Origin of the sequence: Rhizobium sp. 2YAF20 (assembly GCF_052114685.1) — a bacterium.
In the GTDB taxonomy this organism is placed as follows: Bacteria; Pseudomonadota; Alphaproteobacteria; order Rhizobiales; family Rhizobiaceae; genus Rhizobium.
Genome location: NZ_JBFRFF010000004.1, coordinates 97,693 through 123,052 on the forward strand (window position 1 = coordinate 97,693; position 25,360 = coordinate 123,052).

The window sequence follows — 25,360 nt, forward strand, 5'->3', positions numbered from 1 at the left end:
GCCTCATGCGAGGATGTAGCTGTCGTGCTCTGAAACTAGCTCACGCTCTTCCAATGAAACCACTGCCTTACAAGCGGATCACATAGTCCTTGCGAGTCGTTTCAACCACTTCCCAGGTTCCGTTGAAGCCGGGTCTCAAGATCATGCGATCGCCGGCGCGCAGATGGAAGGCTTCGCCGTCGTCCTCGGTGACAACGGAGTAGCCCGAAAGAACGTTGAAGTACTCCCACTCGTCGTAGGCGATGCGCCACTTTCCAGGCGTCGCCTCCCATATGCCGGCATGGAGACCGCCGTCAGCTTCTTCGACGTTCCAGGTCCTGAATTGGGGGGTGCCCGAGATGAGCCGATCGGGCGCAGGAGCGCCCATCTCCGGCTCGATCTCCGCAATATCAAGTCTTGCATGGTTGGCCATGGCATCCTCGCTGGAAGCGGAGCTGCGAGCAATCGCGGCCCCTCGCCTCATACTATCTTCGACAGGGACTGTTGGAGATCGGCAATGATGTCCTTGACGTCCTCGAGGCCGATCGACAACCGCACGACGTCAGGCCCGGCTCCGGCCTCGATCTTCTGTTCGTCAGTCAGCTGCTTGTGCGTGGTCGATGCCGGGTGAATGACGAGCGAGCGCGTGTCGCCGATATTGGCGAGGTGGGAAAAGAGCTCCAGTCCTTCGACCAAAGCCTTGCCGGCGGGATAGCCGCCTTTAAGGCCGAAGGTGAAGACCGAGCCTGCACCTTTTGGCGAATAGCGCTGCTGCAGCGCGTGATTGGGATCATCCTCGAGCCCGGCATAGTTTACCCATGCGATCTTCTCATGCGTCTTCAGCCAGCGGGCGATAGTGATCGCGTTGTCGCTGTGGCGCTGCATGCGCAGCGGCAAGGTCTCGATGCCCGTCAGGATGAGGAATGCATTGAAGGGCGAGATCGAAGGGCCGAGATCGCGCAGGCCAAGAACGCGGCAGGCGATGGCGAAGGCGAAATTGCCGAAGGTCGAGTGCAGCACCACGCCATTATATTCGGGGCGCGGCTCCGACAGCATGGGATAGTTGCCGGACGCCGACCAATCGAAGGTGCCGCCATCGACAATCGCGCCGCCCATGGAATTGCCATGGCCGCCCATGAATTTGGTCAGCGAGTGAATGATGATGTCGGCACCGTGTTCCAGCGGCCGGATGAGATAGGGGCTTGCCATGGTGTTGTCGACAATCAACGGCAGGCCGTGTTTCTTGGCAACGGCGGCGATTGCGGCGATATCAACGAAGGTGCCACCGGGATTGGCAAGGCTCTCGATGAAGATGCCGCGGGTGCGCTCGTCGATCTGGCTTTCGAAGCTTGCCGGATCGCCCGAATCCGCCCAGCGCACCTGCCAGTCAAAATTCTGGAAGGAATGGCCGAACTGGTTGATCGAACCGCCGTAGAGCCGCTTGGCGGCAATAAAGTTGCTGCCGGGCTGCATGATAGTGTGAAAAACGAGCATCTGCGCTGCATGGCCGGATGCAACGGCAAGACCAGCGGTCCCGCCTTCGAGTGCGGCCACCCTCTCTTCGAGTACGGCCTGTGTCGGGTTCATGATGCGGGTGTAGATATTGCCGAACTGCTGCAATCCGAACAACGCAGCCGCATGGTCTGAATCGTTGAAAACGAAGGAAGTGGTCTGGTAGATCGGCGTCGCTCGCGCGCCGGTGGTTGGGTCCGGCTGCGCGCCGGCGTGGATTGCCAGCGTGTCGAAGCCCGGTTTCGTCGTCGCCATATTATCCTCCCGTAGCCCTTGATCGGAGCACGGAGGATCATACCGGCTCAACCGGCAAAGTTAACCGCGATCTTTCCCCGATTGCGCGCAACCGTAGAAAATCCATCGCTCAAAGTCGGCAGCGACAGTCTCAGGCGGCCAGCAGACGCGGTATCTCGATGGCCGGACAGCGGTTCATAACCACTTTGATGCCGGCGGCTTCCGCCACTGCGGCTGCGGTGTCGTCGCGGATTTCGAGCTGCCCCCAGATGACGGATGGAAGCGGCTTCAGCGTCAGAACCTCGTCTATGATGGTATAGAGATATTCCGGCGCACGGAAGACATCGACCATATCCACCGGCTCCGGGATGTCTGCCAGAGTGGCGCAGACGGTCTGGCCAAGGATCTGTTTTCCTGCCTGCCCCGGATTAACGGGGATGACGCGGTATCCCTTCGACAAAAGATAGGCCATCACCCCATAGCTCGGGCGCGCCGCATTTGACGACGCGCCGACGAGCGCGATGATCTTCACTGTCTTCAGGATGTCGGTGATATAGGTATTGTCATACTGGTCATGGTTCATCTCGGCCCCTCCGACTGCGATCACAACTGCGTTCACGCCCTGATCCGGGTGAACTTATGTGGCAGCTGAGACGTATATAGGGATTGCAATTCTAATCAGGATCGCTGCGATGAGAAAGTCTATTCTTCTTGGCCTGGCCATCGCTTGCGCCGCAGTGTCGCAGGCGCTGGCCATCAATCGCTATAACGCCCTCTCCTACACCTGTCCGCAGGCCCAGGCACTGATACAGCGCGAACGCGCGGTCATCCTGCGCTACCCCGCAGAGCGCGTCAGAAACATGACGCTTTACGATCGTTTCGTCTCCAATAGCGATTCCTGCGACGTCGGCTATTATGCTTACCTGTCGTATATCCCTACAAGGGGAGCTTCGGTCTGTCCGGTTTACACCTGCCGCCCGTCAACGGATTTCGATGACGACATCATCATCCCCTGAACTCGAGGACGGCTATCAAATCCCGGCAGCGCCGAAATGATCTTTCAACACCGCAAGGTTTAATTATTTTTTTCTAATTTTTATATTTGGAAAATACTCACGCGTGAGCAGCCGCGACACGACCTTTCGAAGAGCGCCGCTGCGCGACATAGGCGAATGCTGCCATATACTTGTTATGTACCTATTTTGTTCACTCGTTCATTAGAAGCATCTCATAGTTGAGTGACCGGATGCAAAAAGTAATCACCGATAGTGCGTCGCACAATACGGCGCAGAATGCACGCAGTAGTAGTTGTCGTGAAACCTACATAATTCACAAAATAAGTTGCATTTCGTGTTATTCACGATCATAAGACGTCGCTCTTGCCACAAGCAGCCACATCGCGGTTGCCCGCTCCTTCCGAGGTATCCGTGTCCGTTGATGTGATCGCCTTCGTTCTTTTCGGCGCGCTGCTTCATGCCACCTGGAATGCCATCATCAAGGCGGGGACAAACAAATTCCTGGATGCGGCACTCGTGTCAGCCGGCGGCGCGGTGACCGCTTTGCCGTTTCTGCCCTTCCTGCCCATGCCGCTGCCGGCGGCATGGCCATTCATCGGCGCTTCGGCCATCCTGCAATTCATCTATTTCCAACTGGTGGCAGCCGCCTATCGCGCCGGTGACATCGGCCTGGTCTATCCCCTGATGCGAGGCGTCGCACCGCTGCTCATTGTCGCCACAAGCGGCTTCATCCTTAGGGAAACGCTTTCCGGCGGCGCGCTTTTCGGCGTCCTGACAATCTGCACCGGCATCCTGACGCTCGCCTTCGAGGCGAGGAACGGCGGGCGGAATGCGATCGTCCTGGCGCTCGCAAACGCCTGCGTCATCGCCACTTACACCTATGTCGATGGCATCGGCGCGCGCCGGGCCGGCAACCCGGTTTCCTATACGCTGTGGATGGCGCTCCTGCCACCGATCTTGCTGTTTACCTGGGCACTCTCGCAACGCGGCGTCGATGCGGTCGCCGCCCATGTCCGCTACAACTGGTGGCGTGGGCTGATCGGCGGCGGCGGCTCGATTTCATCCTACGGCATCGCGCTCTGGGCAATGACCAAGGCACCCGTCGCCACCGTCGCAGCACTTCGCGAAAGCTCTATCCTATTCGCGCTTGTCATCTCGGTGGCGGTGCTCAAGGAAAAATCGAGCGTCTGGCGCTACATCGCTGGCGCCATCATCGCAGCCGGCGTTCTGATACTGCGGTTGGGTTGAACGGCAGCAGATCTAGCGCCCTCACGGCTTGGCGGGAGGCGGGTCGAGATCGCCGGCGCGTCTAGGTATGATATGAACATGCACATGAGCAATCTTCTGACCTGCGACGGCACCTACATTCGCCCCAACATTGAACCCGCCGACGTCGGGATCGACTGCGCGAATTGCCTTGGTCTGGCGGATGACCAGTTCATGGATTGCGGCAACCTCCGGCAATTCGAGATCGAAATATACGGCCACACACCGTTTGGGAATCGCAAGGGAATGCAGCGGCTTTACCGGGTACTTGTCCCGGATCACGACCGCTAGCTCGTTTTCGTCAAGGATGTCGCCTGGTTCAATTGAGCAAAAGACGCATTTTGATATCAGCAATGCATTTCTCCATTCAATATATTGGCGCGACACGCTTCGCCAAGCAACTTCCAGCAAGCGATATGCAGCTGCAATGTGTGGTAATATAATACCATACATTTAACTCTTTGATTTAGCAATAGAATTTTTCCATTCATCCAAAATCCCAATCTTGACGTTTCAACACCTTCCCCGTATAAGCCGCACCAGATCGCAGCCCTTCACGGCTGCTTTCTTTTTGGCATGGGCTTGCTCCTGTCAATACAAGCAACAAGAAACGCCCTGATGCCTTCGGGTCAAGGGTCCTAAAAGAGAGTATATAACATGGCAACCTTCTCCCAGAAGCCTGCAGAGGTGGAGAAGAAGTGGGTGCTCATCGACGCCGAAGGGCTCGTCGTTGGCCGTCTCGCTTCTATCATCGCAATGCGTCTGCGCGGCAAGCACAAGGCGACCTTCACACCGCACGTTGACGACGGCGACAATGTCATCGTCATCAATGCCGACAAGGTCGTATTCACCGGCAAGAAGTACGAAGACAAGGTCTACTACTGGCACACCGGTTACGCCGGCGGCATCAAGGAGCGTACGGCTCGCCAGCTGATCGAAGGCCGCTTTCCGGAGCGCGTTCTCGAAAAGGCTGTTGAGCGCATGGTTCCCCGCGGCCCGCTCGGCCGTCGCCAGATGAAGAACCTGCGCGTTTATGCCGGTTCGAACCATCCCCACGAAGCTCAGCAGCCGGTCTCCCTCGACGTGGCCAAGCTGAACAGCAAGAACACAAGGAGCGCCTGATAATGGCTGACCTCTCTTCCCTGAAGGATCTCGGCACGTCGTCGGAAGCAGCTGCTCCGGTTCACGTTCGCAAGGTCGATTCGCTAGGCCGCTCCTATGCGACCGGCAAGCGCAAGAACGCTGTTGCTCGCGTATGGTTGAAGCCGGGCTCCGGCAAGATCATCGTCAACGGCAAGGACTACCTCGCCTATTTCGCACGCCCGGTTCTGCAGATGATCCTGCGCCAGCCGATCGTCGCGTCTGCCCGCGACGGCCAGTTCGACATCATCGCTACCGTTGCCGGCGGCGGTCTTTCCGGCCAGGCCGGCGCTGTTCGCCATGGCCTGTCCAAGGCGCTTACCTACTTCGAACCGGGCCTGCGCCCCGTTCTGAAGAAGGGCGGCTTCCTGACCCGCGACAGCCGTGTCGTTGAACGTAAGAAGTACGGCAAGGCCAAGGCCCGTCGTTCGTTCCAGTTCTCCAAGCGTTAATCGCTTCGATTTCGAGACATGCAAAAGGCCGGGTTTTTACCCGGCCTTTTCTTTTTGGCGCTGCTTGAAGGGCTTCGACCGCTACCAGCGCAGCAGCTTCGATCCGGCGATATAGCCGGCGAGTGTTACGAGCGCGATGGCGATCGGATACCAGAAGGCGACGAAGAGCGGACTATCATCCGTGCAATTCGATGCGTAGAACGTGGCCGCGATGCCACCTGCGGCAAGGCCAGCTACCGCGCCGGCGATGCCCGGCCTTTCCGGCGCGCCCTGTCTTAGCGCAAAGATGAAGCAGGCAAGCGGCCCGATCGACAAAAGCGGGATGAAGGTCAGGCAGAAGCGAGCATTGTGGCCCATCATGCGGGGAGCCCAGCTAGCTTCGGGCATCATCATCATTTCGGCGGATGCTGCCGCGGCAAGCAGAAGCGGCGCGAGAAGAAGTGCCCAGACCCAACCCTTGAGCGGCACACCTGGACGACCGATCCGCATGACCACGGCGAATGCGGTGGCGACAAGCGCGATCGTGAAGACGAACTTGAAGAGGAAGCGGCCGGTCTGCATGGCGGCGCCGATATCGTCGCGGAAGCCGATGCCGGCAAAAAACATCGAACCCGAGATCAGAATTCCGGCTACCGCAGCAAGCGCCAGCGTCCGGCCGATCCTTGAGCGAACCGGCGCGTCCTGCGCAAGAAGCTTGATGAGGTCATTCGTCTCCACGTATTTCACTCCGATACAAGACTGCCAGCGCCTTCAGCGCCCGGTGAAGCGCCACGCGCACCGCACCTTCCGTCATCTTCAGTCGGTCCGCGGTTTCGCGAACGCTTGTGCCTTCAACCGAAATCGAGCGGACGATGGTGCGCTGCGGGTCCTTCAGCAGCGCCAGCATATGGTCGACATCCAGCCGATCCAACGCATCGACCTGTTCTTCCGCCTCCAAGGTCGCAATGACGTCGTCAATCGGTATGTTCACATGCCGGCCACGCCGGCGCAGGCTGTCGATCATCTTGTTGCGGACGATCGTCGAAATCCACGGGCCGATCGGCCGCGACGTATCCCACGTTCCGCGCTTCAGATGGATCGCCAGCAGTACCTCCTGGACCACGTCTTCCGCCTCGCTCAACGGCGCGCCGAATTGTTCGCAACGTCGGCGGGCCATCGCCCTTAGATGCGGCGCCACGGCCGACAGGAAGCAGTGATAGGCCTGCGCGTCGCCCGCGATCGCCGAGCGCATCCACTCCGCCCATTCCGTTTCGCGCGCCGAATAGTTCATTCGACATATCTCACTACGGCCAGGCGCACAGATTTGTTACCAACGACGATCATATTTCTTCCCGTTTTCCGACGAGCGTTCTGCGCGCATTGCTCCCCCATATCGTCGCATCCTCATATCCCCTTGATAGCGCAACAAAACGGCTTGTGAAGTTTTTTTCGCCCTGCGTGTAATGTTTGCCGTGTGCTGCCCGTAGACGTCGATGCAAGCCAATGACGGCTCGCCTCAGTTACGGAGATAGAACCATGAAGACCAGCATCATCACTTTGGCACTTGCAGGCTCGCTCGCTTCCGCCCTCGCGTCAGTCGTTGCCGTGCCTGCTTCCGCTGCCGACACTTCCAAGGAAAAGTGCTACGGCGTCGCACTCAAGGGCCAGAATGATTGCGCCGCGGGCAAGCATGATTGCGCCGGCAAGTCCAAGGTCAACTACGACAAGATGTCCTTCAAGCTTGTCCCGACCGGCTCCTGCGTCACCGTGAAGACCCCAAAGGGCCATGGTTCGCTGACTGCGGCTTGATGCTGTCGTCGACGCTTTCCGCTCAAATCCGGAGATTATCATGAACAAGTTACCCGCAGTTGCCTTTGCCGCCTCTGTCGCGACCGCCCTGACATTACTCGGCAGCGTGCCTGCCTCCGCTGCGCCCAAGGAAAAGTGCTACGGCGTCGCCATGAAAGGCCAGAACGATTGCGCGGCCGGAGCGGGCACGACCTGCGCCGGCACTGCAAAGGTCGACTATCAGCAGTATTCCTGGAAGCTCGTACCAGGAGGAACCTGTGAAACGACCAAGACGCCGAATGGCCACGGAACGCTGACGCAAGGCCCTGCCCCGGTCTGATCCTTCACTTTCTATCCGAACCCACAATAAGCGGCGGCGCAGTTCAATGCCGCGCCGCCATCCCCTGATCCTAAGGAGGTTTGTCATGACGTCGTCCCAGCTCCCGCGCCGCGCAGGCGTCGGTTTCAAACCGGAGCATTTCGCGACAATCAATTCGGCGCCGCAGCCGATCGGCTTCTTCGAGGTACATGCCGAAAACTACATGGGGGCCGGCGGGCCGCCGCATGCCCAGCTCGGGCGGCTTCGCGAGGATTATGCCCTGTCGATCCACGGTGTCGGCCTGTCCATCGGCTCGATGCAGCCGCTCGACAAGGAGCATTTGAGACGCCTGAAACTGGTCTGTGATCGCTACGAACCGGAGAGTTTTTCGGAACACCTTGCCTGGTCGACGCATGACACCGTCTTTCTCAACGACCTCCTGCCGCTGCCCTATACGGACGAGACGCTTGCGCGCGTCAGCGAACACATCGACGAGGTGCAGACATTTCTCGGCAGGCAGATGCTGCTTGAAAACCCGGCGACCTATCTCCTGTTTGAGGAAAGCACTATCGCCGAAACGGATTTTCTAGCGGCCATCGTCAACAGGACGGGATGCGGGCTGCTGCTCGACGTCAACAACGTCTTTGTCGCCTCGACCAACCACCGCATGGACCCGCGCGATTATCTCAACCGCTTCCCCGTGCAGTGGGTGCGCGAGGCTCACCTGAGCGGCCATTCTGAGACCATCGACGACGCCGGTGCGCCTCTCCTCATCGATTCACATGACACGCCGGTCAAAGACCCCGTCTGGGCGCTCTACGAGAAGCTTATTGCCCGGACAGGTCCGATCGCGAGCCTCATCGAATGGGACAACGACGTGCCTGAATGGCCGGTCCTTTCCGCCGAGGCACAGCTTGCCGATGCAATGCTCGAGCGCTGCGGCGCGCGCCGGGCTGCGTGAGGGTCAGTCATGTCCATCACAATTCAAACCCGCTTTGCCGGCGCGCTTCTCGATACCGATCAAGCCATTCCCGAAGGTCTCGCGGCCTGGAACGGCCCTCGCCCGAAGCGACGTTTTCAGGTCTATCGCAACAATGTCGCAGTCGGGCTGATCGGTGCACTGGCCTCCCGCTTTCCCATGGCCGAAAAGATCGTTGGAGAGGAATTCTTTGCCGCGATGGCGCATGAATTCATTCGCCGACACCCGCCGCGCTCGCCGCTGCTGTTGAACTACGGGGATGATCTTGCCGATTTCGTCGAGACGTTCGAGCCGGCTGCAAGCGTGAGCTACCTGCCCGATGTCATACGGCTTGAGACGGCGCGCGGCAGAGCCTACCACGCCGCCGACGCCGAACCGCTTGACGCCAGCATCCTTGCGTCGCTGCCGGCCGCACGCCTTCCCGCCTTGACCCTCACCCTGCATCCCTCCGTATCGATCATCCGCTCAGCTCATCCCTTCGTCACGATCTGGGCGATGAATGTCGGCGACATGGATTTTGCCCCAATCGAGGACTGGGTCGGGCAGGATGCACTCGTGGTCCGGCCTCGTATGACCGTGCTTGTGCAGCGATTGCCGCCCGGCGGGGCGGCGTTTCTCTATGCACTCGGCGCCGATGCGAACCTTGCAACCGCGGTGGAAAAGGCGGCAACCGAAGCTGCCGATTTCGATCTTTCCGCCAACCTTGCCGGCGCCATCCAGGCAGGCGCGATCGCAGCAATCGGCTTTCGGGAGAACGGCAATGAATAAAGAGATCACGATGCACCCCACGGCCACGCAATCGCTGCCACAGAAATTCTACCGCGCGCTGCGGCTTCTCGATCGTATCCCGCATGATTTCGTTGCGTTCGTCGCGCGCCTGTCGATCGCGGCAGTGTTCTGGCAGTCGGGGCAGACAAAGGTCGAGGGTTGGCACGTCACCGACAACGCCGTCTATCTGTTCGAAACAGAATACAAACTCCCCTTCGTCGACCCGTGGCTTGCAGCCCACATCTCGGCATTCGCAGAACATTTCTTCCCGCTGCTGCTGGTGATCGGGTTTGCGAGCCGGCTTTCGGCGCTGGCGCTTCTCGGAATGACGCTGGTGATCGAGATCTTCGTTTATCCGGATGCCTGGCCGACACATGGCACATGGGCCGTTTGCTTCCTTGTCATCATCGCCGGAGGCCCCGGCCGGATTTCGATCGACCATTTTATTGCAAGGCATTTTGGCCGCGGCCTTTAGCTCGTCTGCAGCCACGCAAAGACAGATGGGGCGCTACTGCCGCCTCATGCCTTTCGTTAAGGTTGCTTGCAATCCGACGCCTGGTCGCTTACGTCCTTTTGTCCCAAGGGGACATGAGCCATGACATGCACGCAGTCTTCGCGCTTCGCCGCCACGCCGAAGCCGCCCTACTACATTGTCGCTTTCTCCTCGGCCCGTACGGACGGCGACAACGGCTACGGCGCAATGGCCGACCGCATGGAGGAAATGGCGCTGGCGCAGGATGGTTGCCTTGGGATTGAAAGCGCGCGAGGAAGCGATGGCTTCGGCATAACCAACGCCTTCTTTCGCGACGAACAGAGCATCATCGCCTGGAAGAATGTCGTCGCCCATCTCGCAGCGCAGAAGCTCGGGCGGGAACGTTGGTACAAGCATTACGAGGTGCGCGTCGCACGGGTCGAGCGCGCCTATTCATTCGATCTGACCGAAGGAGAACGCCTTGGCGCACAAGTCGATTGACCATGCATTTACCGCAACGGACCTTACCTCCGCTGCAAGCGATCCCACATTCGCTGGCGCCCTCTCGTTCATGCGGCGCCGGTTCACCAAGGATCTTGCCGGCGCCGATGCAGTGGTCTGGGGCATCGCCTTCGACGCGGCCACCTCCAATCGCCCCGGCGCGCGCTTCGGGCCGCAAGCCATTCGCCGCGCATCGGCGATCTTCGACAACGATCCGCAATATCCCTTCAACCGCGACCTCTTTGCCGAGATGGCGGTGATCGACTATGGCGACTGCTTGCTCGACTACGGCAATCATCAAGAAACACCGGCAGCGATCGAACGGCAGGCCCACACGATCCTCGACAGCGGCGCGTTCCTGCTGACGCTCGGGGGCGATCATTTCGTCACCCTGCCGGTCCTGAAAGCGCATGCGGCAATCCATGGTCCGCTTGCCCTCGTGCAGTTCGACGCGCATCAGGACACCTGGCCCGACAACAAGGGGCGGATCGATCATGGTTCCTTCGTCGGCCGCGCCGTCCGCGAGGGCATCATCGACCCCGATCGCTCCATCCAGATCGGTATTCGCACCCACGCGCCGGAGGATTGCGGCATTCGCATCATCTACGGCCACGAGGTGGAGGACATGCCGGCGGCCGAAATCGCCTCGCATATCATCTCCCAAACCAAGGGGGCTGCCGCCTACCTCACTTTCGACATCGATTGCCTCGATCCGGCCTATGCGCCGGGAACCGGAACGCCGGTTTCCGGAGGACCGTCGAGCGCGAAAATCCTGTCGGTACTGCAGCGGCTACATCAGCTCGACATCCGCGGCGGCGACGTGATGGAGGTTGCCCCGGCCTATGATCATGCCGATATCACCGCCATTGCAGGCGCGACTGTCGCGATGTATATGCTCGGGCTCAACGCTGAAAGGCGGTCGAACGGCCGCAGCTAAAGCCGTTATCATTTTGAATCAACTCTATGCCAAACTGATTCCGCAAACATTGCAAACTCACTGAAAGCGCAGGACAACATGGCACCGAAGATCTTCATCGATGGCGAACACGGAACCACGGGGCTGCAGATCCGCACCCGCATGGCCGATCGCCGCGACGTCGAGCTTCTGTCAATCCCTGAAGCGGAACGGCGCAACGCGGCCATGCGCGAAGACATGCTCAACAGCGCCGACATCGCCATCCTCTGCCTGCCCGACGATGCGTCGCGCGAGGCGGTCAAGATGGTCTCGGCCAATAACAATGTCCGCGTCATCGACACATCGACGGCGTTTCGGATCGATGCCGGCTGGGCCTATGGTTTTGCCGAGATGGACAAGGACCAGGGCGCCAAGATTAGGCATGCACGCTTCGTCGCCAACCCTGGCTGCTATCCGACCGGCGCTGTAGGCCTGATCCGTCCGCTTCGGGCGGCGGGCATTCTGCCTGACGGTTATTCGGTGACGGTCAATGCCGTTTCGGGCTATACCGGCGGTGGCAAGCAGATGATCGCGCAGATGGAAAACCCTGACCAACCCGACGCAATCACCGCGCCGCACTTCCTCTACGGCCTGCCGTTGAACCACAAGCACGTGCCCGAGATGAAGACCCATGGGCTGCTCGACCGCGCACCGGTCTTTTCGCCATCGGTCGGCAGGTTCGCTCAGGGAATGATTGTGCAGGTGCCGCTATATCTGGACGATCTGGCTCTGGGCTCGACGCTTGAGAGCATCCACGCCACGCTCGCAGCCCACTATGCCGGCCAGGACATCGTTCAGGTCGTGCCGCTCGAGGAGAGCCGAGCCCTCCCCCGCGTCAATGCGGTCGAACTCGAGGGCATGGATACGATGAAGCTCTTCGTATTCGGCACGCCAGGCGCCTCGCAAGTCAATCTTGTCGCCCTGCTCGACAACCTCGGCAAGGGCGCATCCGGCGCTGCCGTGCAGAACATGGACCTGATGCTGTCGGCATGATGCCGCCTGTCCAATCAGCCATACCGGCTCGCCTCGGGGCAAAATGGGCGATCGCTACGGCAACAGCGATCGCCGACACCAGGAGCAGCCTCGTCTATCGCGTCGAACGCCATGACGCTCCCGTTGCCATCGTCAAGATCTTGAAACCCGACGGCATGAACGAACTGTCGGGAATGGCGTTTCTGGATTGGCGCAATGGCTCGGGCGCCATCCGCCTCCTAGATCGCGACCAGAATGCATGCCTGATCGAAGACGCCGGAGATTTGCTGCTGCGGCATTATCACAGTCGTTTCGGTGATGATCTGGCGACGGACATCGTCCTTGACGTGGTGGGTAGGTTGCATGCGGTCCATTCGGTCATGCCTCCCGACGGATTGGTGCCCCTCCGCGACCATTTCGTACCACTGTTCGAGGAGGCCCAGCGCCGGGCCAATCCGGCGCTCGCCGAAACGCTGCGCTGGACTGCTCGGCTCGCAGACGACATTCTCCGCGAACAGACCGACCCCAGGCCGCTGCACGGCGATCTGCATCACGACAATATCATCGGAGGTGGGCCACGCGGCTGGCTGGCTATCGATCCCCACGGCTTGATGGGCGATCCGGCCTACGAAGTTTCGAACATCTTTGGCAATCCTTTGGGCGCGACGCGGGAGATTCTTGACCCGGTTCGGGTCGCCAGACTGGCATTCCGGTTTTCCGAAGCGATCGGATGTTGCGAGCGGAAAATCCTGCGCTATGCCGCAGCCCATGCCGGACTGTCGGTATGCTGGTCGCTTGGGGACGATGGATCGGACGAGGCAAAGGAGAATATCACGGAGCGGCTCTTGCTTGCCGGCATCGTGCGGCGGATGTTGGAGGAAAGGAGCGCATGATGGCGATCTTGAAGATTAGGGCTTAGTCCAAGCCCCTCAGACGCTCATTTCGCCTTTATGGCGGATAGCCGGCCCTGTAGAATGGCGTAGCGCGGCAGTATTGCAATCAACCTCTTGACGATATGACTATCGAGAATATCCGAGGGTCATGATATGTCAGTATACAAGCGACGGGGATTTTCGCACTATAGCAGCGCCTTGCTGCGGGACATACAGGCACTGGAATTGATTCCCTGGAGCATGCGCCGAAAGCTGTTGAGGCGGACGGGCATGGATATTTCCGACGGTGCTTCTATCGATGCCGGAGCGATGTTCACCAGCGGCAACGTCACCATCGGCGCCGATACCTATATCAACAGGCATTTCCTGGTGGACGGCCTTGGAAAATGCCGGATCGGCTCGGGGGTCAGGATTGGCCCCGGCGTCAAGGTCATCACGTCGGTCCATGACATTACCGACAATCCGAATGCCCGAGCCAGCACCGAGGTCCGCTATTTGCCCGTCACCATCAAGGACGGTGTCTGGATCGGCACCGGGGCGATCATCATGCCGGGATGCACGATCGGCGCGGGCAGCGTCATTGGCGCCGGTTCGGTCGTGACGAAGGACACGCAGAGCCACGGACTGTACGTCGGCGTTCCCGCCCGCCTCATGCGGCAATTGCCGACGAAGCTGGTGGATGCCTGAAAAGCTCGCAAGGCCGAGGCCGCGCCGTGTTCCGGTCGTGGCCTGTCAGTGGCGCACTTGCAAGACCGTCTCGCGAGGATACTCGCCATAAAAGCCGCGCCAGTTGGCAATCGCAAAGCCGAAGACGATGAGCGCGCCGGCCTGGTGGGTCAGCGCAAGATCCAACGGCACCTGCATGACCAGGGTCGAAATTCCGAGGCCTGCCTGGATCAGCACCAGGGCAAGGAGAACAGCCGAGCGGCGGGCATGCGTCGTGCGCGCGGCGGCGGCGAGCGATATGATCATGTTGATGAAGACGACGGTCAGCAGGGCATAGGCGCCGAGCCGATGGACAAACTGGACCATCTTCGGGTTTTCAAAGAAGTTGATCCAGGCGGGCTTTGCAGCAAACAGGCCGTCGGGAATGACAGCGCCGTCCATCAGCGGCCAGGTATTATAGGAAAGGCCGGCGTCTAGCCCTGCGACCAATGCCCCTAGATAAATCTGGAACAGTGCCATGAAGGCGATCAGGCCAGCAATTGCTGCCGAATAGCGCGTCGGAGCAGCGTCGCTCGAATGCGGCGACAGCGCCCGCATGATCCACATGCAGGATGCGAAAATCAGACAGGCGGTCACTAGGTGCGTCGCCAGCCTGTATTGGCTAACATCGGTGCGCGCCTCGAGCCCAGACGATACCATCCACCAGCCGATCGCGCCTTGAAGACCGCCAAGAAGGAAAATGCCGATCAACGGCAAGCCCAGGCGCTTTTCAATGCGCCCGGTCAGCCAGAAGAAGATCAGAGGCACTGCGAAGATGACGCCCATGGCGCGGGCGATCAGCCGGTGCGCCCATTCCCACCAGAAGATGCTCTTGAAGTCTTCGACGGTGATGCCCTTGTTGATCAGTTGAAATTGCGGAATTCGCTTGTAGAGGTCGAACTCTTCCTGCCACTGCGTCGCGTTCAATGGCGGGATCACGCCATGGATCGGCTGCCACTGGGTGATCGAAAGGCCGGAGTTGGTGAGCCGCGTCGCCCCGCCGACGATGACGAGACAGAAGAGTGCCAACAGCACGAAACCTAGCCAGATGCGCACGGCCCGCCGATTGCGATCCTGCCGCGCCATTTCGCTAAGGACGGCCTGTTCCGACGTGAAATTTGCGACAGCCATGATGTCTCCTTCGATCCGCCTGTTGATTTGCCTCATAGGGCGGTGCAAAACAAGGGCCACGCCTTTGCGGCATGCCGTCGCGGAGCGAACCGGCAGAGCCGCCGACCACGAGAGAATGCCGCCCATGCCCATTCGCCTGCGCAAATTCATCGGCACGATCCTGTTGATCGTCTTGGTGCTTGCCTATGCCTTCATTGCAACGACGGTGGCGGTCAATGCGCTCGGTACGTCACCTTGGTGGATACATCTCACCTATTTCTTCTTGAGCGGCCTGCTCTGGATCCTGCCGGCGATGCTGCTGATCAAGTGGATGGCCGGTCCCAAACGGCAGTAGCCAAGGTGCCGCCATTAACGCCGGAATAACCCTAGTCTACGGAAATTCCGCGCCGGGCGGGGCGCGTAAACCTTAGATGCGCCCTTGCCGTCTATTATCCGCGCCGAACCTTCCTGATCGGAGACGCCTCGGTGCAGATGTCGCAACTGGATGTCGGGCAGACCGCAATCATCGCTGCGGAAAGTGTCCACGCGTCTGCCGATGACACAGCGTCCGACGCCCTTCAGATCGAGATGTTCGGCAGCATGCAGCCGCTCGAGGCCGAATGGCGGGCGTTGGAGGCGGATGACCTGGCATCGCTGCACCAGAGCTACGACTGGTGCCGGACCTGGGTCGACATCTACCGCAATCCGCTGGCAATCCTTCGTGGCTCGCTCGGCGGCCGCACTGCGTTCATCCTGCCGCTCGAAATCGTTAGCGCCAAGATGGTGCGCTATGCCCAGTTTATCGGCGCCCAGCGCAGCAACATCAACACCGGGCTATTCTCCGCCGATTTTCTTCAACGCTCCGATGACTTGACGGCGTCACATCGCGATCAGATCGTCCGGGCGTTCAAGGGCAAAGCCGACGTCCTCCTGCTGCAGAACGTGCCATTCGATTGGCGTGGGCGGCGCAGTCCGCTTGCGAGCCTTCCAAGCATCGAGAACCAGAACCGCGCATTCCAGCTGCCGTTTCTCGACTCGTTCGAGACGACGCTGAAGCAGGTCAACGCCAAGAGACGACGCAAGAAATACCGCCAGCAGACCCGCATGCTCAAAGAAAAGGGTGGCTATACTCATCTGATCGCAGCGACGGAGACGGACAGACGGCAACTGCTGGATTTGTTCTTTCGACTGAAGACCGAACGCTTCAAGGCTGCGGGGCTTCCTGATGTGTTCCGCTCGCGCCAGACACGCGATTTCCTGCACCGGCTCACGGACATTGAAGGCGCAGACGGAGGCTATTCCGCCCTGCAAATCCATGCCCTGCAGTTGAACGGCGAGCATCAGGGGCACATCTGCGCGATCGCCGGCGTATCGCGCAAGGGCGATCACGTCATCTGCCAGTTCGCAGCGATCGACGAAACGCTCGTTCCTGAGGCGAGCCCAGGCGAGCTGCTTTTCTGGCTGATGATCGAACATTTTCACCACCGGAAGATTGTGCTGTTCGATTTCGGTATCGGCGACCAGACCTATAAGAGGTCCTGGTGCCCGGTGGAGACCGTTCAGCACGATGCGATACTAGCGATCTCGGCGCTTGGCCAGGCTGCCGCGCTCGCGCAGAGAAGCGCTACGCGGGCAAAGGCGGTCATCAAATCCAATCTGCAAATATACGGCTGGATCCAGCGGCTGCGGGCGCAGACGGGCCACCGACCGATCGCGGACGATGCTGCCGACAAGGACTGAGCTCAAGCCACTCAGGCGGCGTGGCGTTCCGACCCCGGCGCGTTCTTGCGCCAGCCAGACATCAGGATCAGATGTTCGTATCCGGCCTTCTGAAATTCCTTCATCGCTTCGATGAACTGCTCTTCGTCCGGATCCGGCATCGAAAGAATGATTTCGGTATCCTTGCTTTCCGTCAGTCGCGCAACACCATCGACATCGGCGGCTCCACACTCGACCAGCACCAGATCATAGGCGGAAGACATCGCCTCCAGGATCAGCGACAGGCGATCAACACCACGCATGGCGCGTTTGACATCACTCGTACCCTGCGGCACAAGATGCGCGTCGGAAAGGCGATCCGGGTGGATGGTATCGCCAAAGGCTGCCTCGCCGCAAAGAAGATCGGTGACACCGGGCAGGCCGGGTTTCTCCGCCATCAGTCGCGTCGGGCAAGCGGTACCGGTCATATCGACGAGAACCACGCGCCGGCCGGCATCGGCGATCGTCCGGGCCAACATGACCGTCGCGGTCGACCCATTGTCGCCCGTCGGCGAAATGGCGAGCACGACGCTCGGATTGTGCTCCATCAGATAATCAGCGACCGACTGGATCGAGAAATCCTCGTCCGGCTCTGCCGGCGGGACTGCCTCGGGCGCAGCGGTCGGGCGCGCAACGACGTCAACGGACTTTTCCATCTCGCGAGCCAGTTCGTCATCGGCGGCAACGGAGAGTAGGCTCGCCGAGGCATTCGGATTGTTGGCTGACCGCGGGGCGGCTTTGCGGGCGCGCAGGGGCTTCGCACTTTCGGACGCCGCCTCCTCGTCCATCAGCCGAACGGGCCGCAGCGCGCGGCCGCTGAAAAGCTCCATCAACATGATTGCGATGGAACTCAGGATGAATGTGGCAAGCGTTGCGACCACGACAATAGGCACGACCTTCGGGAAATAGGGATCAGCGGGCGCGCTCGCAGTCGAGACGATACGGGCGTCCGCTGGGCTTGAATTCTTGTCGGATCTGGACGCCGCCTCGCGGTACCGCGCCAGATAGGTCTCCAGCAACTGCCGCTCGGCCGTCGCCTCACGCTCGAGCGCGTTGAGGCCGACGGTATCTTCGCCGGCCTTGGCGCTATCGGCCTTCAGGGCGTTCGACTGCTGCAGCAGCTGCTGCTCGCGCATCTGCGCCACCTTCGCCTCGTTCTCGATGCTGGCGAGAATCTTCTTGGTTTCCCGGTCGACCTGCAGGCGAATATCGGCAAGCTGGGCACGCAGGCTCTTCAGCTTGGGGTGGCCTTCCATTAGGGTCGTCGAGAGGTCCGATATCTGGGATTCGAGACCGGATTCGGTCGCCTTCAGGCGCTGCATGTTCTGCGACCCCGAGACGTCGGACAACGTATCGGTGGAGCGTCCGGACGACAGCGCGTTTCGCACGGCCTGGGCACGCGCATCGGCGTTGGCCCTTTCACCACGCACCTGGGCGAGCTGGCCCGAAATATCCGTCAGCTGCTGGTTCGAAAACGTGTTTGTATCGCTTGTCTGCAGCAGGCCGTTGGCGGTGCGATAGTCGGCAACTTTCTTCTCCGCCTCGCTGACCTTGTCACGAAGCTTGGCGATTTCCGGTTCAAGCCAGCGGGTTGCTTCGGAATTGCTGTCGAGCTTTGCGCCGCTCTGCATCGAGAGATAGACCTTGGCCATCGCATTGGGCACGCTTGCGGCCAGGTCGGGGTCGCGCGATGTGAAGCTGATGCCGATGACGCGCGACGTGTTGATCTGGTAGACCTGCAGACGCTCGACGAAGGCATCGAGCATCTTCTCCTCAGGCGCCTTTTCTAGCGGGCTCTTTTTGAGATGCAGGACGACGAGAATATCGGAGAGCGCGGAGCTTTTGCCGCTCGCTTCGAATTCCGGCCGGTCATAGAGCTTCAGATCGGTAATGACCTGCTTGATCAGATCCGCCGATTGCAGGATCTGCACCTGGCTGGCAATGTTCAGCTCATCAAGCAGCGAACCGGCATTGGCATCGGTGCGATCAGTCGTCGTCGTTGCGAAGGCAGCCGCCCGCGGCTCGATCAGTATCCTGGTCTCGCTGCGATATTCAGGAGAAATGATCTTGGCGGCAGCAAGCGCCAGGCACGCGCCGACCAGCGTAATAACAAGCACCCTCGCCCGCCGTTGCCAGACGGCGCGAAAGAGTTGGCCAAGATCGATGTCGACATCTTGCTGCTGGTTGCTTGCGCCGGACATACCGCACTCCGAGATATATTTTAGCGGCACCGTAAACGAGTATGGTAACCCAAGCGTTAAAATAGCCGTCTTGCAGGCGTTCCGAGTAAAACGACAAGGCGTCCAATTTCCCGCTGCCAAGTTTACCGCGCGTTAACCCTAACGGATGGATAACGGCGTCTGTGATTTCCACTTTTCTGTGAGCGCATGATGGCCTTCGCAAAGCCAAAATTCCTTCTGGCAGTCTGCATGGCGAGCTTGAGCATCGGCTTGAGCGGCTGCATGAGCTATCAGCCGGCGCCCAGAGCCTTCAGTCAGGCTACGATCCAGCCCTATACGCTCGACAGCGGCGATCGGCTGCGCATCACCGTGTTCGACAGCGAGGGCATGTCCAACACCTACACCGTCGACCAGGCGGGCTATATCTCGTTCCCGCTGATCGGTCAGGTCCCCGCCCGCGGCAAGACGCCGCAACAGCTTTCTGGCCAGATCGCCCAAAAGCTGAAGCAGGGTTACCTGCGAGACCCCGACGTCACGATCGATGTCGATCGCTACCGCTCGGTCTACATCATGGGCGAGGTCGGTCAGCCCGGGCAGTATTCCTATGTACCCGGCATGACGATACAAAACGCCATCGCGGTTGCCGGAGGCTTTTCGCCCCGCGCCTTTCAGGGGAACGCCGATGTCACGCGCAAAATCAACGGCCAGGTCATGACCGGTCGCGTCAGGATTTCCGATCCGGTGCTGGCAGGTGACACGATCTACGTTCGCGAACGACTGTTCTGATCGTTCATGGCAAAGCCGCTGCGCATTCTCCATTGTTTCAGATCGCCCATCGGAGGAATTTTCCGCCATGTGCGCGATCTGGCGGAGGAGCACAGCAAGGCAGGCCATGAGGTCGGCATACTCTGCGACAGCATGACCGGCGGCGACTACGAGGAGGAACTGTTCGATGACATCAGTCCTTTCCTATCCCTCGGCCTGACACGGATACCCATCGCGCGGTCTGCGGGCCTTGCCGATGCGGCGACGTTGTGGAGCGGCTACAAGACGATCAAGAACTTGCGGCCGGACGTGCTGCACGGGCACGGCGCCAAAGGCGGTGTGCTGGCGCGCGTCATCGGCTCAGCCTTGCGGGTGAACAGGTATCGCGTTGCCCGCGTTTATACCGCGCATGGGGGAAGCCTGCATTTCTCCCGCTCCTCCCTGGCCGGCCTGCTCGTGCATTGGTCGGAACGGCGATTGGAGCGGCTGACCGATGCGCTGATCTTCATTTGCAATTTCGAGCGTCAGGCCTACGAGAAAAAGATCGGGGTGCCGACCATCCGCTCCCAGCTGATCTACAACGGCATTGGTGAAAGGGACTTTCGGCCCATACCGACCCGCTCTGATTCAGTCCATTTCATCTACGTCGGCATGCTGAGGGACCTTAAGGGTCCCGATTTGTTTGTGGATGCTTTCGCGCGAACCGAGCGACGGGTCGGACGGCCGCTATCCGCGCTGATGATCGGCGACGGGCCGGACCGGGAGAAATACGAAACGATGATGGTTGAGCGGGGCCTCGGCCGCAGAATCGGCATGCTGCCTGCCATGCGTATCGACGAGGCCTTCGCAATGTCGCGCAATATCGTCGTACCCTCGCGAGCAGAATCCATGCCCTACATCGTGCTGGAGGCCTTGGCGGCAAGCAAGGCGGTGATCGCGACGCGCGTCGGAGGTATTCCAGAAGCGCTCGGGCGAACGAGCGCAGGTCTCGCCGAGCCTGACGATGCCGACGACCTGGCGCGCGTAATGGCGGAATCGATCACGGAACCCGGCTGGCAGGAAAGGGCGATGCCGCAGGTAAAAGCGATCCAATCTGTGTTCTCCGCTACTGTCATGGCACGTGATGTCTTAAAACTGTACAATGAAATACTTGGCTTTCCCGTTGATATCTAAGATTTTACCAATCTCCGTAAGCGGACGTTAGCGGCCTTTTGCTAGACCTTCGCCTGGGCAACGACCAGGTGAAAAGTCCATGACCAAAATCGAAAAGCGCGATCAGTTCGACGTCGACAGCCTGCGCAGGCAGGTGGCGCAAGTTCGGGCCCGCGAGGCTGGAGAAACGGTCGAAGAAGACAACGGCATCAATCCGTTCGCCCGCCAGGTCGCCGATCAGCTTCGGGAAGGCAATTATACGCCGACGATGATCATCGGGCAGTTTCGCCTGTTTGAATTCCTGTCGCTGGTGATCATCAGCCTCGGTGTTTTTCATCTATACGTCGGCTTTGACGCGGAACTCTTCGTCGTGCAGGCGTCGGTCGCCTCTGCGGTCTCGGCACTGTCGATCGCAATCCTCCAGATCGGCGACGGCTACCGGCTAATGGCGTTGCGCGCACGCATGCGCTTCATGCCACGCATCATCATGTCCTGGGGCGTTCCTATCGCCATTCTTGCCGCGGCAGCGACCCTGTTCGGCGCCGGCAATGTCTACTCCTTGCCCATGCTTGGCGTGTGGTTTCTGGTCGGGGCCGCATTTCTTGTCATCGAACGCGTTCTCTTTGCGATCAGCATTCGCCATTGGGCGCGAAACGGCATCATGGAAAGGCGCGCCGTGATCGTCGGCGGCGGACAAGCCGGCAAGGAACTGATCCGCGCGCTCGAAAGTCAGGCAGACAACGATATCCGTATCTGCGGCATCTTCGATGACCGCGGCGAGAAGCGCTCGCCGGTCGTGGTCGCCGGCTATCCGAAGCTCGGCTCCGTGGCCGAGCTCGTCGAATTCGCGCGGCTGACGCGCATCGACATGCTGATCATCGCACTGCCGATGAGCGCGGAGGCACGGATACTTCAGCTCCTGCGGAAGCTCTGGATACTGCCCGTCGATATCCGGCTGGCGGCGCATTCCAACAAGTTGCGGTTCCGTCCGCGCGCCTATTCACACGTTGGCGCCGTGCCGATGCTCGACATATTCAACAAGCCGATCCGCGACTGGGACTCCGTCGCCAAGCGCATCTTCGACGTCGGGTTCAGCCTGCTTGCGCTTGCCCTTCTTTGGCCGGTGATGGTTGGGGCGGCCATTGCAGTCAAGGCGACGTCGAAGGGGCCGGTGTTCTTCATGCAGAAGCGTCACGGCTTCAACAACGAGATCATCAAGGTCTTCAAGTTCCGCTCTATGTATGCCGAGATGGCCGATCCCACTGCACGCAACGCCGTCACCAAGAACGATCCCCGCGTCACGCCGCTCGGCCGCTTCTTGCGCAAGTCCTCGATCGATGAGCTACCGCAGCTGTTTAACGTCCTGCTCGGCGACCTGTCTCTTGTCGGCCCGCGGCCGCATGCCGTTCTGGCGCAGACACAGAGCCGGACCTATAGCGATGTGGTCGAGGGCTATTTTGCGCGCCATCGCGTCAAGCCCGGCGTCACCGGTTGGGCGCAGATCAATGGCTGGCGCGGCGAGATCGACAATGACGACAAGATCAAGTTCCGCACCGCCTATGACCTCTACTACATCGAGAACTGGTCGCTTCTGTTCGATCTGAAGATCCTGCTTCTGACCCCGTTCCGCCTCCTCAACACGGAAAATGCATATTGAGCGCGATCGCCCCCATCCATGCCAGGGTCGCGCAGCCGCAGCTTGCCACGCTGCGGCTAATCGGGACGGCCTGTGTCGCGCTCGGCGTCCTTCTCTCAGGCTTCGTGATTGCGGAACCGGCGCCCTATGAGCTGTGGCTTGCCCTCATCATCGGGCTCTGGTTCATCCTCGGCCTCAAGATTTCGCGCAGCGTCGCACCGCTGCTGGCGCTGTTCCTGACCTTCAATGTCGGCGGGATGCTGTCCCTGACACAGATGCGCGATCTCGGCGGCGGCCATCTCGACGGTCCGATTTACGTTGCCGTGTCAACGTTCCTGGCTCTCAGCGCCGTATTTTATGCCGCGATCATCGAAGACAACGCCAACCGGCTCAAACTGATCTTCAATACCTGGGTCATCGCCGCGATCATTACCGCAAGCCTTGGCATCCTCGGTTATTTTCATGCCTTCCCCGGCTTCGGCATCTTCACGCGCTACGACCGGGCCATGGGGGCGTTCCAGGACCCCAATGTGTTCGGCCCCTACCTGGTGGCGCCGACGCTCTACCTGATCCACGGCATCCTGATCGGCGACCTGAAGAAGGCCCCGCTGAAGGCGTTCGGCCTCTCGATCCTTGCCTTCGGCATTTTCCTGTCGTTTTCGCGCGCTGCCTGGGGCCTGTTCGGCTTTTCGGCCGTTGCGCTCATCTTCTTCATGCTGCTCAAGCACCGCAGCAACAGGTTTCGGCTACGCATCCTGGTCATGTCGCTGGCAGCGATCATGCTGATGGTCGTCGGACTGATCATAGCACTGCAGTTCCATCAGGTGAGCGACCTGTTCTCGACGCGCACCCAGCTGGTGCAGGACTATGACGGCGGCCACCTTGGGCGCTTCGAACGCCACCGGATCGGCTTCATGCTGTCCATGGAGCGGCCGCTCGGCATCGGGCCGCTGGTATTCAGCACCCTCTTTCGCGAGGACGAGCACAATATCTGGCTGAAGACGCTGACCACCTATGGCTGGCTCGGCTTCACCTGCTGGGTCAGCATGATCTGCTGGACCATCTATATTGGCTTCCGCAACCTTTTGAAGGAGCGGCCCTGGCAGCCATTCCTGATGATCGCCTGGATCGTCATCCTCGGCCATGTCGGCATCGGCAATGTCATCGATACCGACCACTGGCGACATCTCTACATGTTGATCGGCATCGTCTGGGGCTGCGGCGCGCTGGAGCAGCGCTACCAGCATCGTCTCGCACAGGGAGGATTTGCGACATGAACGTCAATGTCCGTATCAGGCGGTTGTCGCTGCTTCAGGTGCTTGAACCAAGCGGCGGCGGCTCGGGCCGCCACTTTCTCGACCTGTGCCGGGCGATGCAGCGTCGCGGGCACTCGGTTACGGCGGTCTATTCACCAGTCCGGGCCGAAGAAAAATTCGTTACCGAGCTCGAGGGCATGGGGCTCGATGCCGTGCATCCCGTCGCCATGCAACGGTCTCCCGGCCCGTCCGATCTACGGGCCTGGAGGCAGATCAGGAATATCGTGCGGCGGCACGGGCCTTTTGATCTGATCCATGGCCATAGTTCCAAGGCCGGCGCCCTCACCCGCCTACGCCTGCCCGGTCCGCACATCCCTGTGATCTACACGCCGCATGCCTTCCGAACGATGGACCCCTTTCTCAACTCGAGGGGACAGACGATCTACGGTGGCATCGAACAGCTGCTCGGAACGCATTTTTCAGACCGCATCATCTGTGTTTCCCACGATGAATATAATCATGCCGTGTCGATCGGAATTCCCGAGGATCGGCTTCGCGTCGTCGTCAATGGCGTGGCGTCCCCGCCCGTCGGCCAGCGCGCCGGCATCCGTGCTCGCTACGGTATTCCTCCAGACGCCCTCCTCTTCGGCTTTGTCGGCCGGCTGACGAGCCAGAAGGCACCCGAGCGCATCGTCAATGCCTTTGCCAGGATCGCGAACAGCTTGCCAGACGCCCGTCTGCTGATGATCGGCACCGGCGAGATGGTTGCCGACATCGAAGCGCTGATCGCTCGTGCCGGACTGACCGGCCGCGCGCAGCTGCAAAGCGATATTTCAGGTGCTGCGGCAATCGATGCATTCGACGTCGTCGTCATGCCGAGCCGCTACGAGGCCATGTCTTACGTCATGCTCGAGGCTGCCGCCGGCGGCAAACCGCTGCTGCTTACCGACGTCGGCGGCGCGAGGATGGTTCTCGATCCTGGTCGGAATGGGCTGCTGATCGAAAACACCGACGATCCAGCGCCTCTCGCCAACGCGATGCTTGCTTTTTCCGACCTCGAACGCCTGCGCTCGTTTACGGTGCAAGCCCGAAGTCGCAAGGACCGCTACACGCTCGGCGGCATGGCCGACCAGACGGAAGAAATCTATTTCGATCTGGTGGGTCATCGTGTGCCTGGCCTCTTGCGAAAGTCGGAAAGAGTCCTAGAATTTCACGCATGATCACAGCAGCACAAATTCGTGGCGCCCGCGCCATGGTCGGACTAACTACGGAAGACCTGGCGGCCGACAGCAAGCTGCCTCTCTCTTCCATCGAGATCATCGAAAGCGACATCGCAGCGGCAGACGCTAAGGCGATTTTGGCCGTTCGCGCAGCCTTGGAGGCGCGCGGTATCCTGTTTCTGGCAAGCGGCAGCCAAGATCCAGGCGGCCCGGGCGTACGATTGAAATCCTGGGACGAGGACGACGGCATTCGGCCTGAAGACCTGAACGCCACCAACGACGATTGATCGTCCTCAAGCGATAAACTGTGACGGCGACGGAACGAAAGCGCCGCGAAAGCGTTTCCGTTGCGA

General features: G+C 60.1%; 30 protein-coding genes. 22 read left to right on the forward strand and 8 right to left on the reverse strand.

What is annotated here, in order from left to right; all coding sequences use genetic code 11:
* Positions 1-67 precede the first annotated feature (67 nt).
* The 3 genes from AB4Z52_RS08030 to AB4Z52_RS08040 all read right to left on the reverse strand — a co-directional run bounded on the left by AB4Z52_RS08030 (position 68) and on the right by AB4Z52_RS08040 (position 2,308).
* Positions 68-412, reverse strand: coding sequence for a cupin domain-containing protein (locus tag AB4Z52_RS08030; protein WP_442217390.1), 345 nt, complete (start codon positions 410-412; stop codon positions 68-70).
* Positions 413-459: 47 nt separating this feature from the next.
* Positions 460-1,746, reverse strand: a complete 1,287-nt coding sequence (locus tag AB4Z52_RS08035) for an O-acetylhomoserine aminocarboxypropyltransferase (RefSeq protein ID WP_442217391.1) — start codon at positions 1,744-1,746, stop codon at positions 460-462.
* A gap of 130 nt (positions 1,747-1,876) precedes the next feature.
* Positions 1,877-2,308, reverse strand: coding sequence for a CoA-binding protein (locus AB4Z52_RS08040; RefSeq protein ID WP_442217586.1), 432 nt, complete (start codon positions 2,306-2,308; stop codon positions 1,877-1,879).
* Between the two features lie 109 nt (positions 2,309-2,417).
* On the opposite strand from AB4Z52_RS08040, the gene AB4Z52_RS08045 reads away from it, so the two are divergent.
* Positions 2,418-2,741, forward strand: coding sequence for a hypothetical protein (locus tag AB4Z52_RS08045; RefSeq protein ID WP_442217392.1), 324 nt, complete (start codon positions 2,418-2,420; stop codon positions 2,739-2,741).
* Positions 2,742-3,152: 411 nt separating this feature from the next.
* Positions 3,153-3,989 carry an EamA family transporter gene (locus AB4Z52_RS08050; protein WP_442217393.1) on the forward strand — a complete coding sequence of 279 codons (837 nt, stop codon included), beginning with the start codon at positions 3,153-3,155 and terminating at the stop codon, positions 3,987-3,989.
* Between the two features lie 21 nt (positions 3,990-4,010).
* Here the strand turns inward: AB4Z52_RS08050 and AB4Z52_RS08055 are convergent, their stop codons facing one another.
* The gene (locus AB4Z52_RS08055) at positions 4,011-4,460 is read right to left on the reverse strand and encodes an HIT family protein (protein ID WP_442217394.1); all 450 of its coding nucleotides are present in this window, start codon (positions 4,458-4,460) and stop codon (positions 4,011-4,013) included.
* Positions 4,461-4,664: 204 nt separating this feature from the next.
* Between AB4Z52_RS08055 and rplM the strand changes: the two genes are divergently transcribed.
* On the forward strand, positions 4,665-5,129 hold the full coding sequence (rplM, locus tag AB4Z52_RS08060) for a 50S ribosomal protein L13 (protein ID WP_442217395.1): 465 nt from the start codon (positions 4,665-4,667) through the stop codon (positions 5,127-5,129).
* A 2-nt stretch (positions 5,130-5,131) separates the two neighbouring features.
* Complete coding sequence (rpsI, locus tag AB4Z52_RS08065) at positions 5,132-5,599, forward strand: 30S ribosomal protein S9 (protein ID WP_442217396.1); 468 nt, start codon at positions 5,132-5,134, stop codon at positions 5,597-5,599.
* An 81-nt stretch (positions 5,600-5,680) separates the two neighbouring features.
* On the opposite strand, the gene AB4Z52_RS08070 is transcribed toward rpsI, so the two are convergent.
* On the reverse strand, positions 5,681-6,316 hold the full coding sequence (locus tag AB4Z52_RS08070; protein WP_442217397.1) for an NrsF family protein: 636 nt from the start codon (positions 6,314-6,316) through the stop codon (positions 5,681-5,683).
* Complete coding sequence (locus AB4Z52_RS08075) at positions 6,303-6,869, reverse strand: sigma-70 family RNA polymerase sigma factor (protein ID WP_442217398.1); 567 nt, start codon at positions 6,867-6,869, stop codon at positions 6,303-6,305. The genes AB4Z52_RS08070 and AB4Z52_RS08075 overlap by 14 nt, the downstream gene beginning before the upstream one ends.
* Before the next feature lie 245 nt (positions 6,870-7,114).
* On the opposite strand from AB4Z52_RS08075, the gene AB4Z52_RS08080 reads away from it, so the two are divergent.
* The 10 genes from AB4Z52_RS08080 to AB4Z52_RS08125 all read left to right on the forward strand — a co-directional run bounded on the left by AB4Z52_RS08080 (position 7,115) and on the right by AB4Z52_RS08125 (position 13,912).
* Complete coding sequence (locus AB4Z52_RS08080; protein ID WP_442217399.1) at positions 7,115-7,387, forward strand: BufA1 family periplasmic bufferin-type metallophore; 273 nt, start codon at positions 7,115-7,117, stop codon at positions 7,385-7,387.
* Positions 7,388-7,427: 40 nt separating this feature from the next.
* The gene (locus tag AB4Z52_RS08085; protein WP_442217400.1) at positions 7,428-7,706 is read left to right on the forward strand and encodes a BufA1 family periplasmic bufferin-type metallophore; all 279 of its coding nucleotides are present in this window, start codon (positions 7,428-7,430) and stop codon (positions 7,704-7,706) included.
* An 85-nt stretch (positions 7,707-7,791) separates the two neighbouring features.
* Entirely contained in the window at positions 7,792-8,646 is an 855-nt protein-coding gene (gene bufB, locus AB4Z52_RS08090) for an MNIO family bufferin maturase (protein ID WP_442217401.1), read from the forward strand.
* Between the two features lie 9 nt (positions 8,647-8,655).
* A complete protein-coding gene (locus AB4Z52_RS08095; RefSeq protein WP_442217402.1) occupies positions 8,656-9,432 on the forward strand; it encodes an HvfC/BufC N-terminal domain-containing protein in 777 nt (258 codons plus the stop codon).
* A gap of 10 nt (positions 9,433-9,442) precedes the next feature.
* Positions 9,443-9,907 (forward strand): DoxX family protein, encoded by a 465-nt coding sequence (locus AB4Z52_RS08100; protein ID WP_442217587.1) that lies wholly within the window; start codon positions 9,443-9,445, stop codon positions 9,905-9,907.
* 120 nt (positions 9,908-10,027) lie between these two features.
* The gene (locus AB4Z52_RS08105; protein ID WP_442217403.1) at positions 10,028-10,405 is read left to right on the forward strand and encodes an antibiotic biosynthesis monooxygenase family protein; all 378 of its coding nucleotides are present in this window, start codon (positions 10,028-10,030) and stop codon (positions 10,403-10,405) included.
* A complete protein-coding gene (gene speB, locus AB4Z52_RS08110) occupies positions 10,386-11,342 on the forward strand; it encodes an agmatinase (protein ID WP_442217404.1) in 957 nt (318 codons plus the stop codon). The genes AB4Z52_RS08105 and speB overlap by 20 nt, the downstream gene beginning before the upstream one ends.
* Positions 11,343-11,420: 78 nt before the next feature.
* Positions 11,421-12,353, forward strand: a complete 933-nt coding sequence (argC, locus tag AB4Z52_RS08115) for an N-acetyl-gamma-glutamyl-phosphate reductase (RefSeq protein WP_442217405.1) — start codon at positions 11,421-11,423, stop codon at positions 12,351-12,353.
* Positions 12,350-13,225: an aminoglycoside phosphotransferase family protein gene (locus AB4Z52_RS08120; RefSeq protein WP_442217406.1), complete on the forward strand. Its 876-nt coding sequence runs from the start codon at positions 12,350-12,352 to the stop codon at positions 13,223-13,225. Before argC ends, AB4Z52_RS08120 begins: the two co-directional genes overlap by 4 nt.
* Before the next feature lie 153 nt (positions 13,226-13,378).
* Positions 13,379-13,912, forward strand: a complete 534-nt coding sequence (locus AB4Z52_RS08125; RefSeq protein ID WP_442217407.1) for an acyltransferase — start codon at positions 13,379-13,381, stop codon at positions 13,910-13,912.
* A gap of 45 nt (positions 13,913-13,957) precedes the next feature.
* Here the strand turns inward: AB4Z52_RS08125 and AB4Z52_RS08130 are convergent, their stop codons facing one another.
* Positions 13,958-15,061: a COX15/CtaA family protein gene (locus tag AB4Z52_RS08130; RefSeq protein ID WP_442217408.1), complete on the reverse strand. Its 1,104-nt coding sequence runs from the start codon at positions 15,059-15,061 to the stop codon at positions 13,958-13,960.
* A 124-nt stretch (positions 15,062-15,185) separates the two neighbouring features.
* Between AB4Z52_RS08130 and AB4Z52_RS08135 the strand changes: the two genes are divergently transcribed.
* Both AB4Z52_RS08135 and AB4Z52_RS08140 read left to right on the forward strand, forming a co-directional pair.
* Entirely contained in the window at positions 15,186-15,395 is a 210-nt protein-coding gene (locus AB4Z52_RS08135; RefSeq protein ID WP_442217409.1) for a DUF2842 domain-containing protein, read from the forward strand.
* A 131-nt stretch (positions 15,396-15,526) separates the two neighbouring features.
* Positions 15,527-16,780 carry a GNAT family N-acetyltransferase gene (locus AB4Z52_RS08140; RefSeq protein WP_442217410.1) on the forward strand — a complete coding sequence of 418 codons (1,254 nt, stop codon included), beginning with the start codon at positions 15,527-15,529 and terminating at the stop codon, positions 16,778-16,780.
* Between the two features lie 11 nt (positions 16,781-16,791).
* Here the strand turns inward: AB4Z52_RS08140 and AB4Z52_RS08145 are convergent, their stop codons facing one another.
* Positions 16,792-18,999, reverse strand: coding sequence for a GumC family protein (locus AB4Z52_RS08145; protein ID WP_442217411.1), 2,208 nt, complete (start codon positions 18,997-18,999; stop codon positions 16,792-16,794).
* Positions 19,000-19,188: 189 nt separating this feature from the next.
* On the opposite strand from AB4Z52_RS08145, the gene AB4Z52_RS08150 reads away from it, so the two are divergent.
* From AB4Z52_RS08150 to AB4Z52_RS08175, 6 genes are all read left to right on the forward strand, one after another.
* Positions 19,189-19,764 (forward strand): polysaccharide biosynthesis/export family protein, encoded by a 576-nt coding sequence (locus AB4Z52_RS08150; protein WP_442217412.1) that lies wholly within the window; start codon positions 19,189-19,191, stop codon positions 19,762-19,764.
* 6 nt (positions 19,765-19,770) lie between these two features.
* Positions 19,771-20,916, forward strand: a complete 1,146-nt coding sequence (locus AB4Z52_RS08155) for a glycosyltransferase family 4 protein (protein WP_442217413.1) — start codon at positions 19,771-19,773, stop codon at positions 20,914-20,916.
* A 79-nt stretch (positions 20,917-20,995) separates the two neighbouring features.
* Positions 20,996-22,552, forward strand: a complete 1,557-nt coding sequence (locus AB4Z52_RS08160; RefSeq protein WP_442217414.1) for an undecaprenyl-phosphate glucose phosphotransferase — start codon at positions 20,996-20,998, stop codon at positions 22,550-22,552.
* Positions 22,549-23,808 (forward strand): O-antigen ligase family protein, encoded by a 1,260-nt coding sequence (locus tag AB4Z52_RS08165; RefSeq protein ID WP_442217415.1) that lies wholly within the window; start codon positions 22,549-22,551, stop codon positions 23,806-23,808. Before AB4Z52_RS08160 ends, AB4Z52_RS08165 begins: the two co-directional genes overlap by 4 nt.
* On the forward strand, positions 23,805-25,007 hold the full coding sequence (locus tag AB4Z52_RS08170) for a glycosyltransferase family 4 protein (protein ID WP_442217416.1): 1,203 nt from the start codon (positions 23,805-23,807) through the stop codon (positions 25,005-25,007). Before AB4Z52_RS08165 ends, AB4Z52_RS08170 begins: the two co-directional genes overlap by 4 nt.
* Positions 25,004-25,294 carry a DNA-binding protein gene (locus AB4Z52_RS08175; protein ID WP_442217417.1) on the forward strand — a complete coding sequence of 97 codons (291 nt, stop codon included), beginning with the start codon at positions 25,004-25,006 and terminating at the stop codon, positions 25,292-25,294. Before AB4Z52_RS08170 ends, AB4Z52_RS08175 begins: the two co-directional genes overlap by 4 nt.
* Positions 25,295-25,360: the final 66 nt, after the last annotated feature.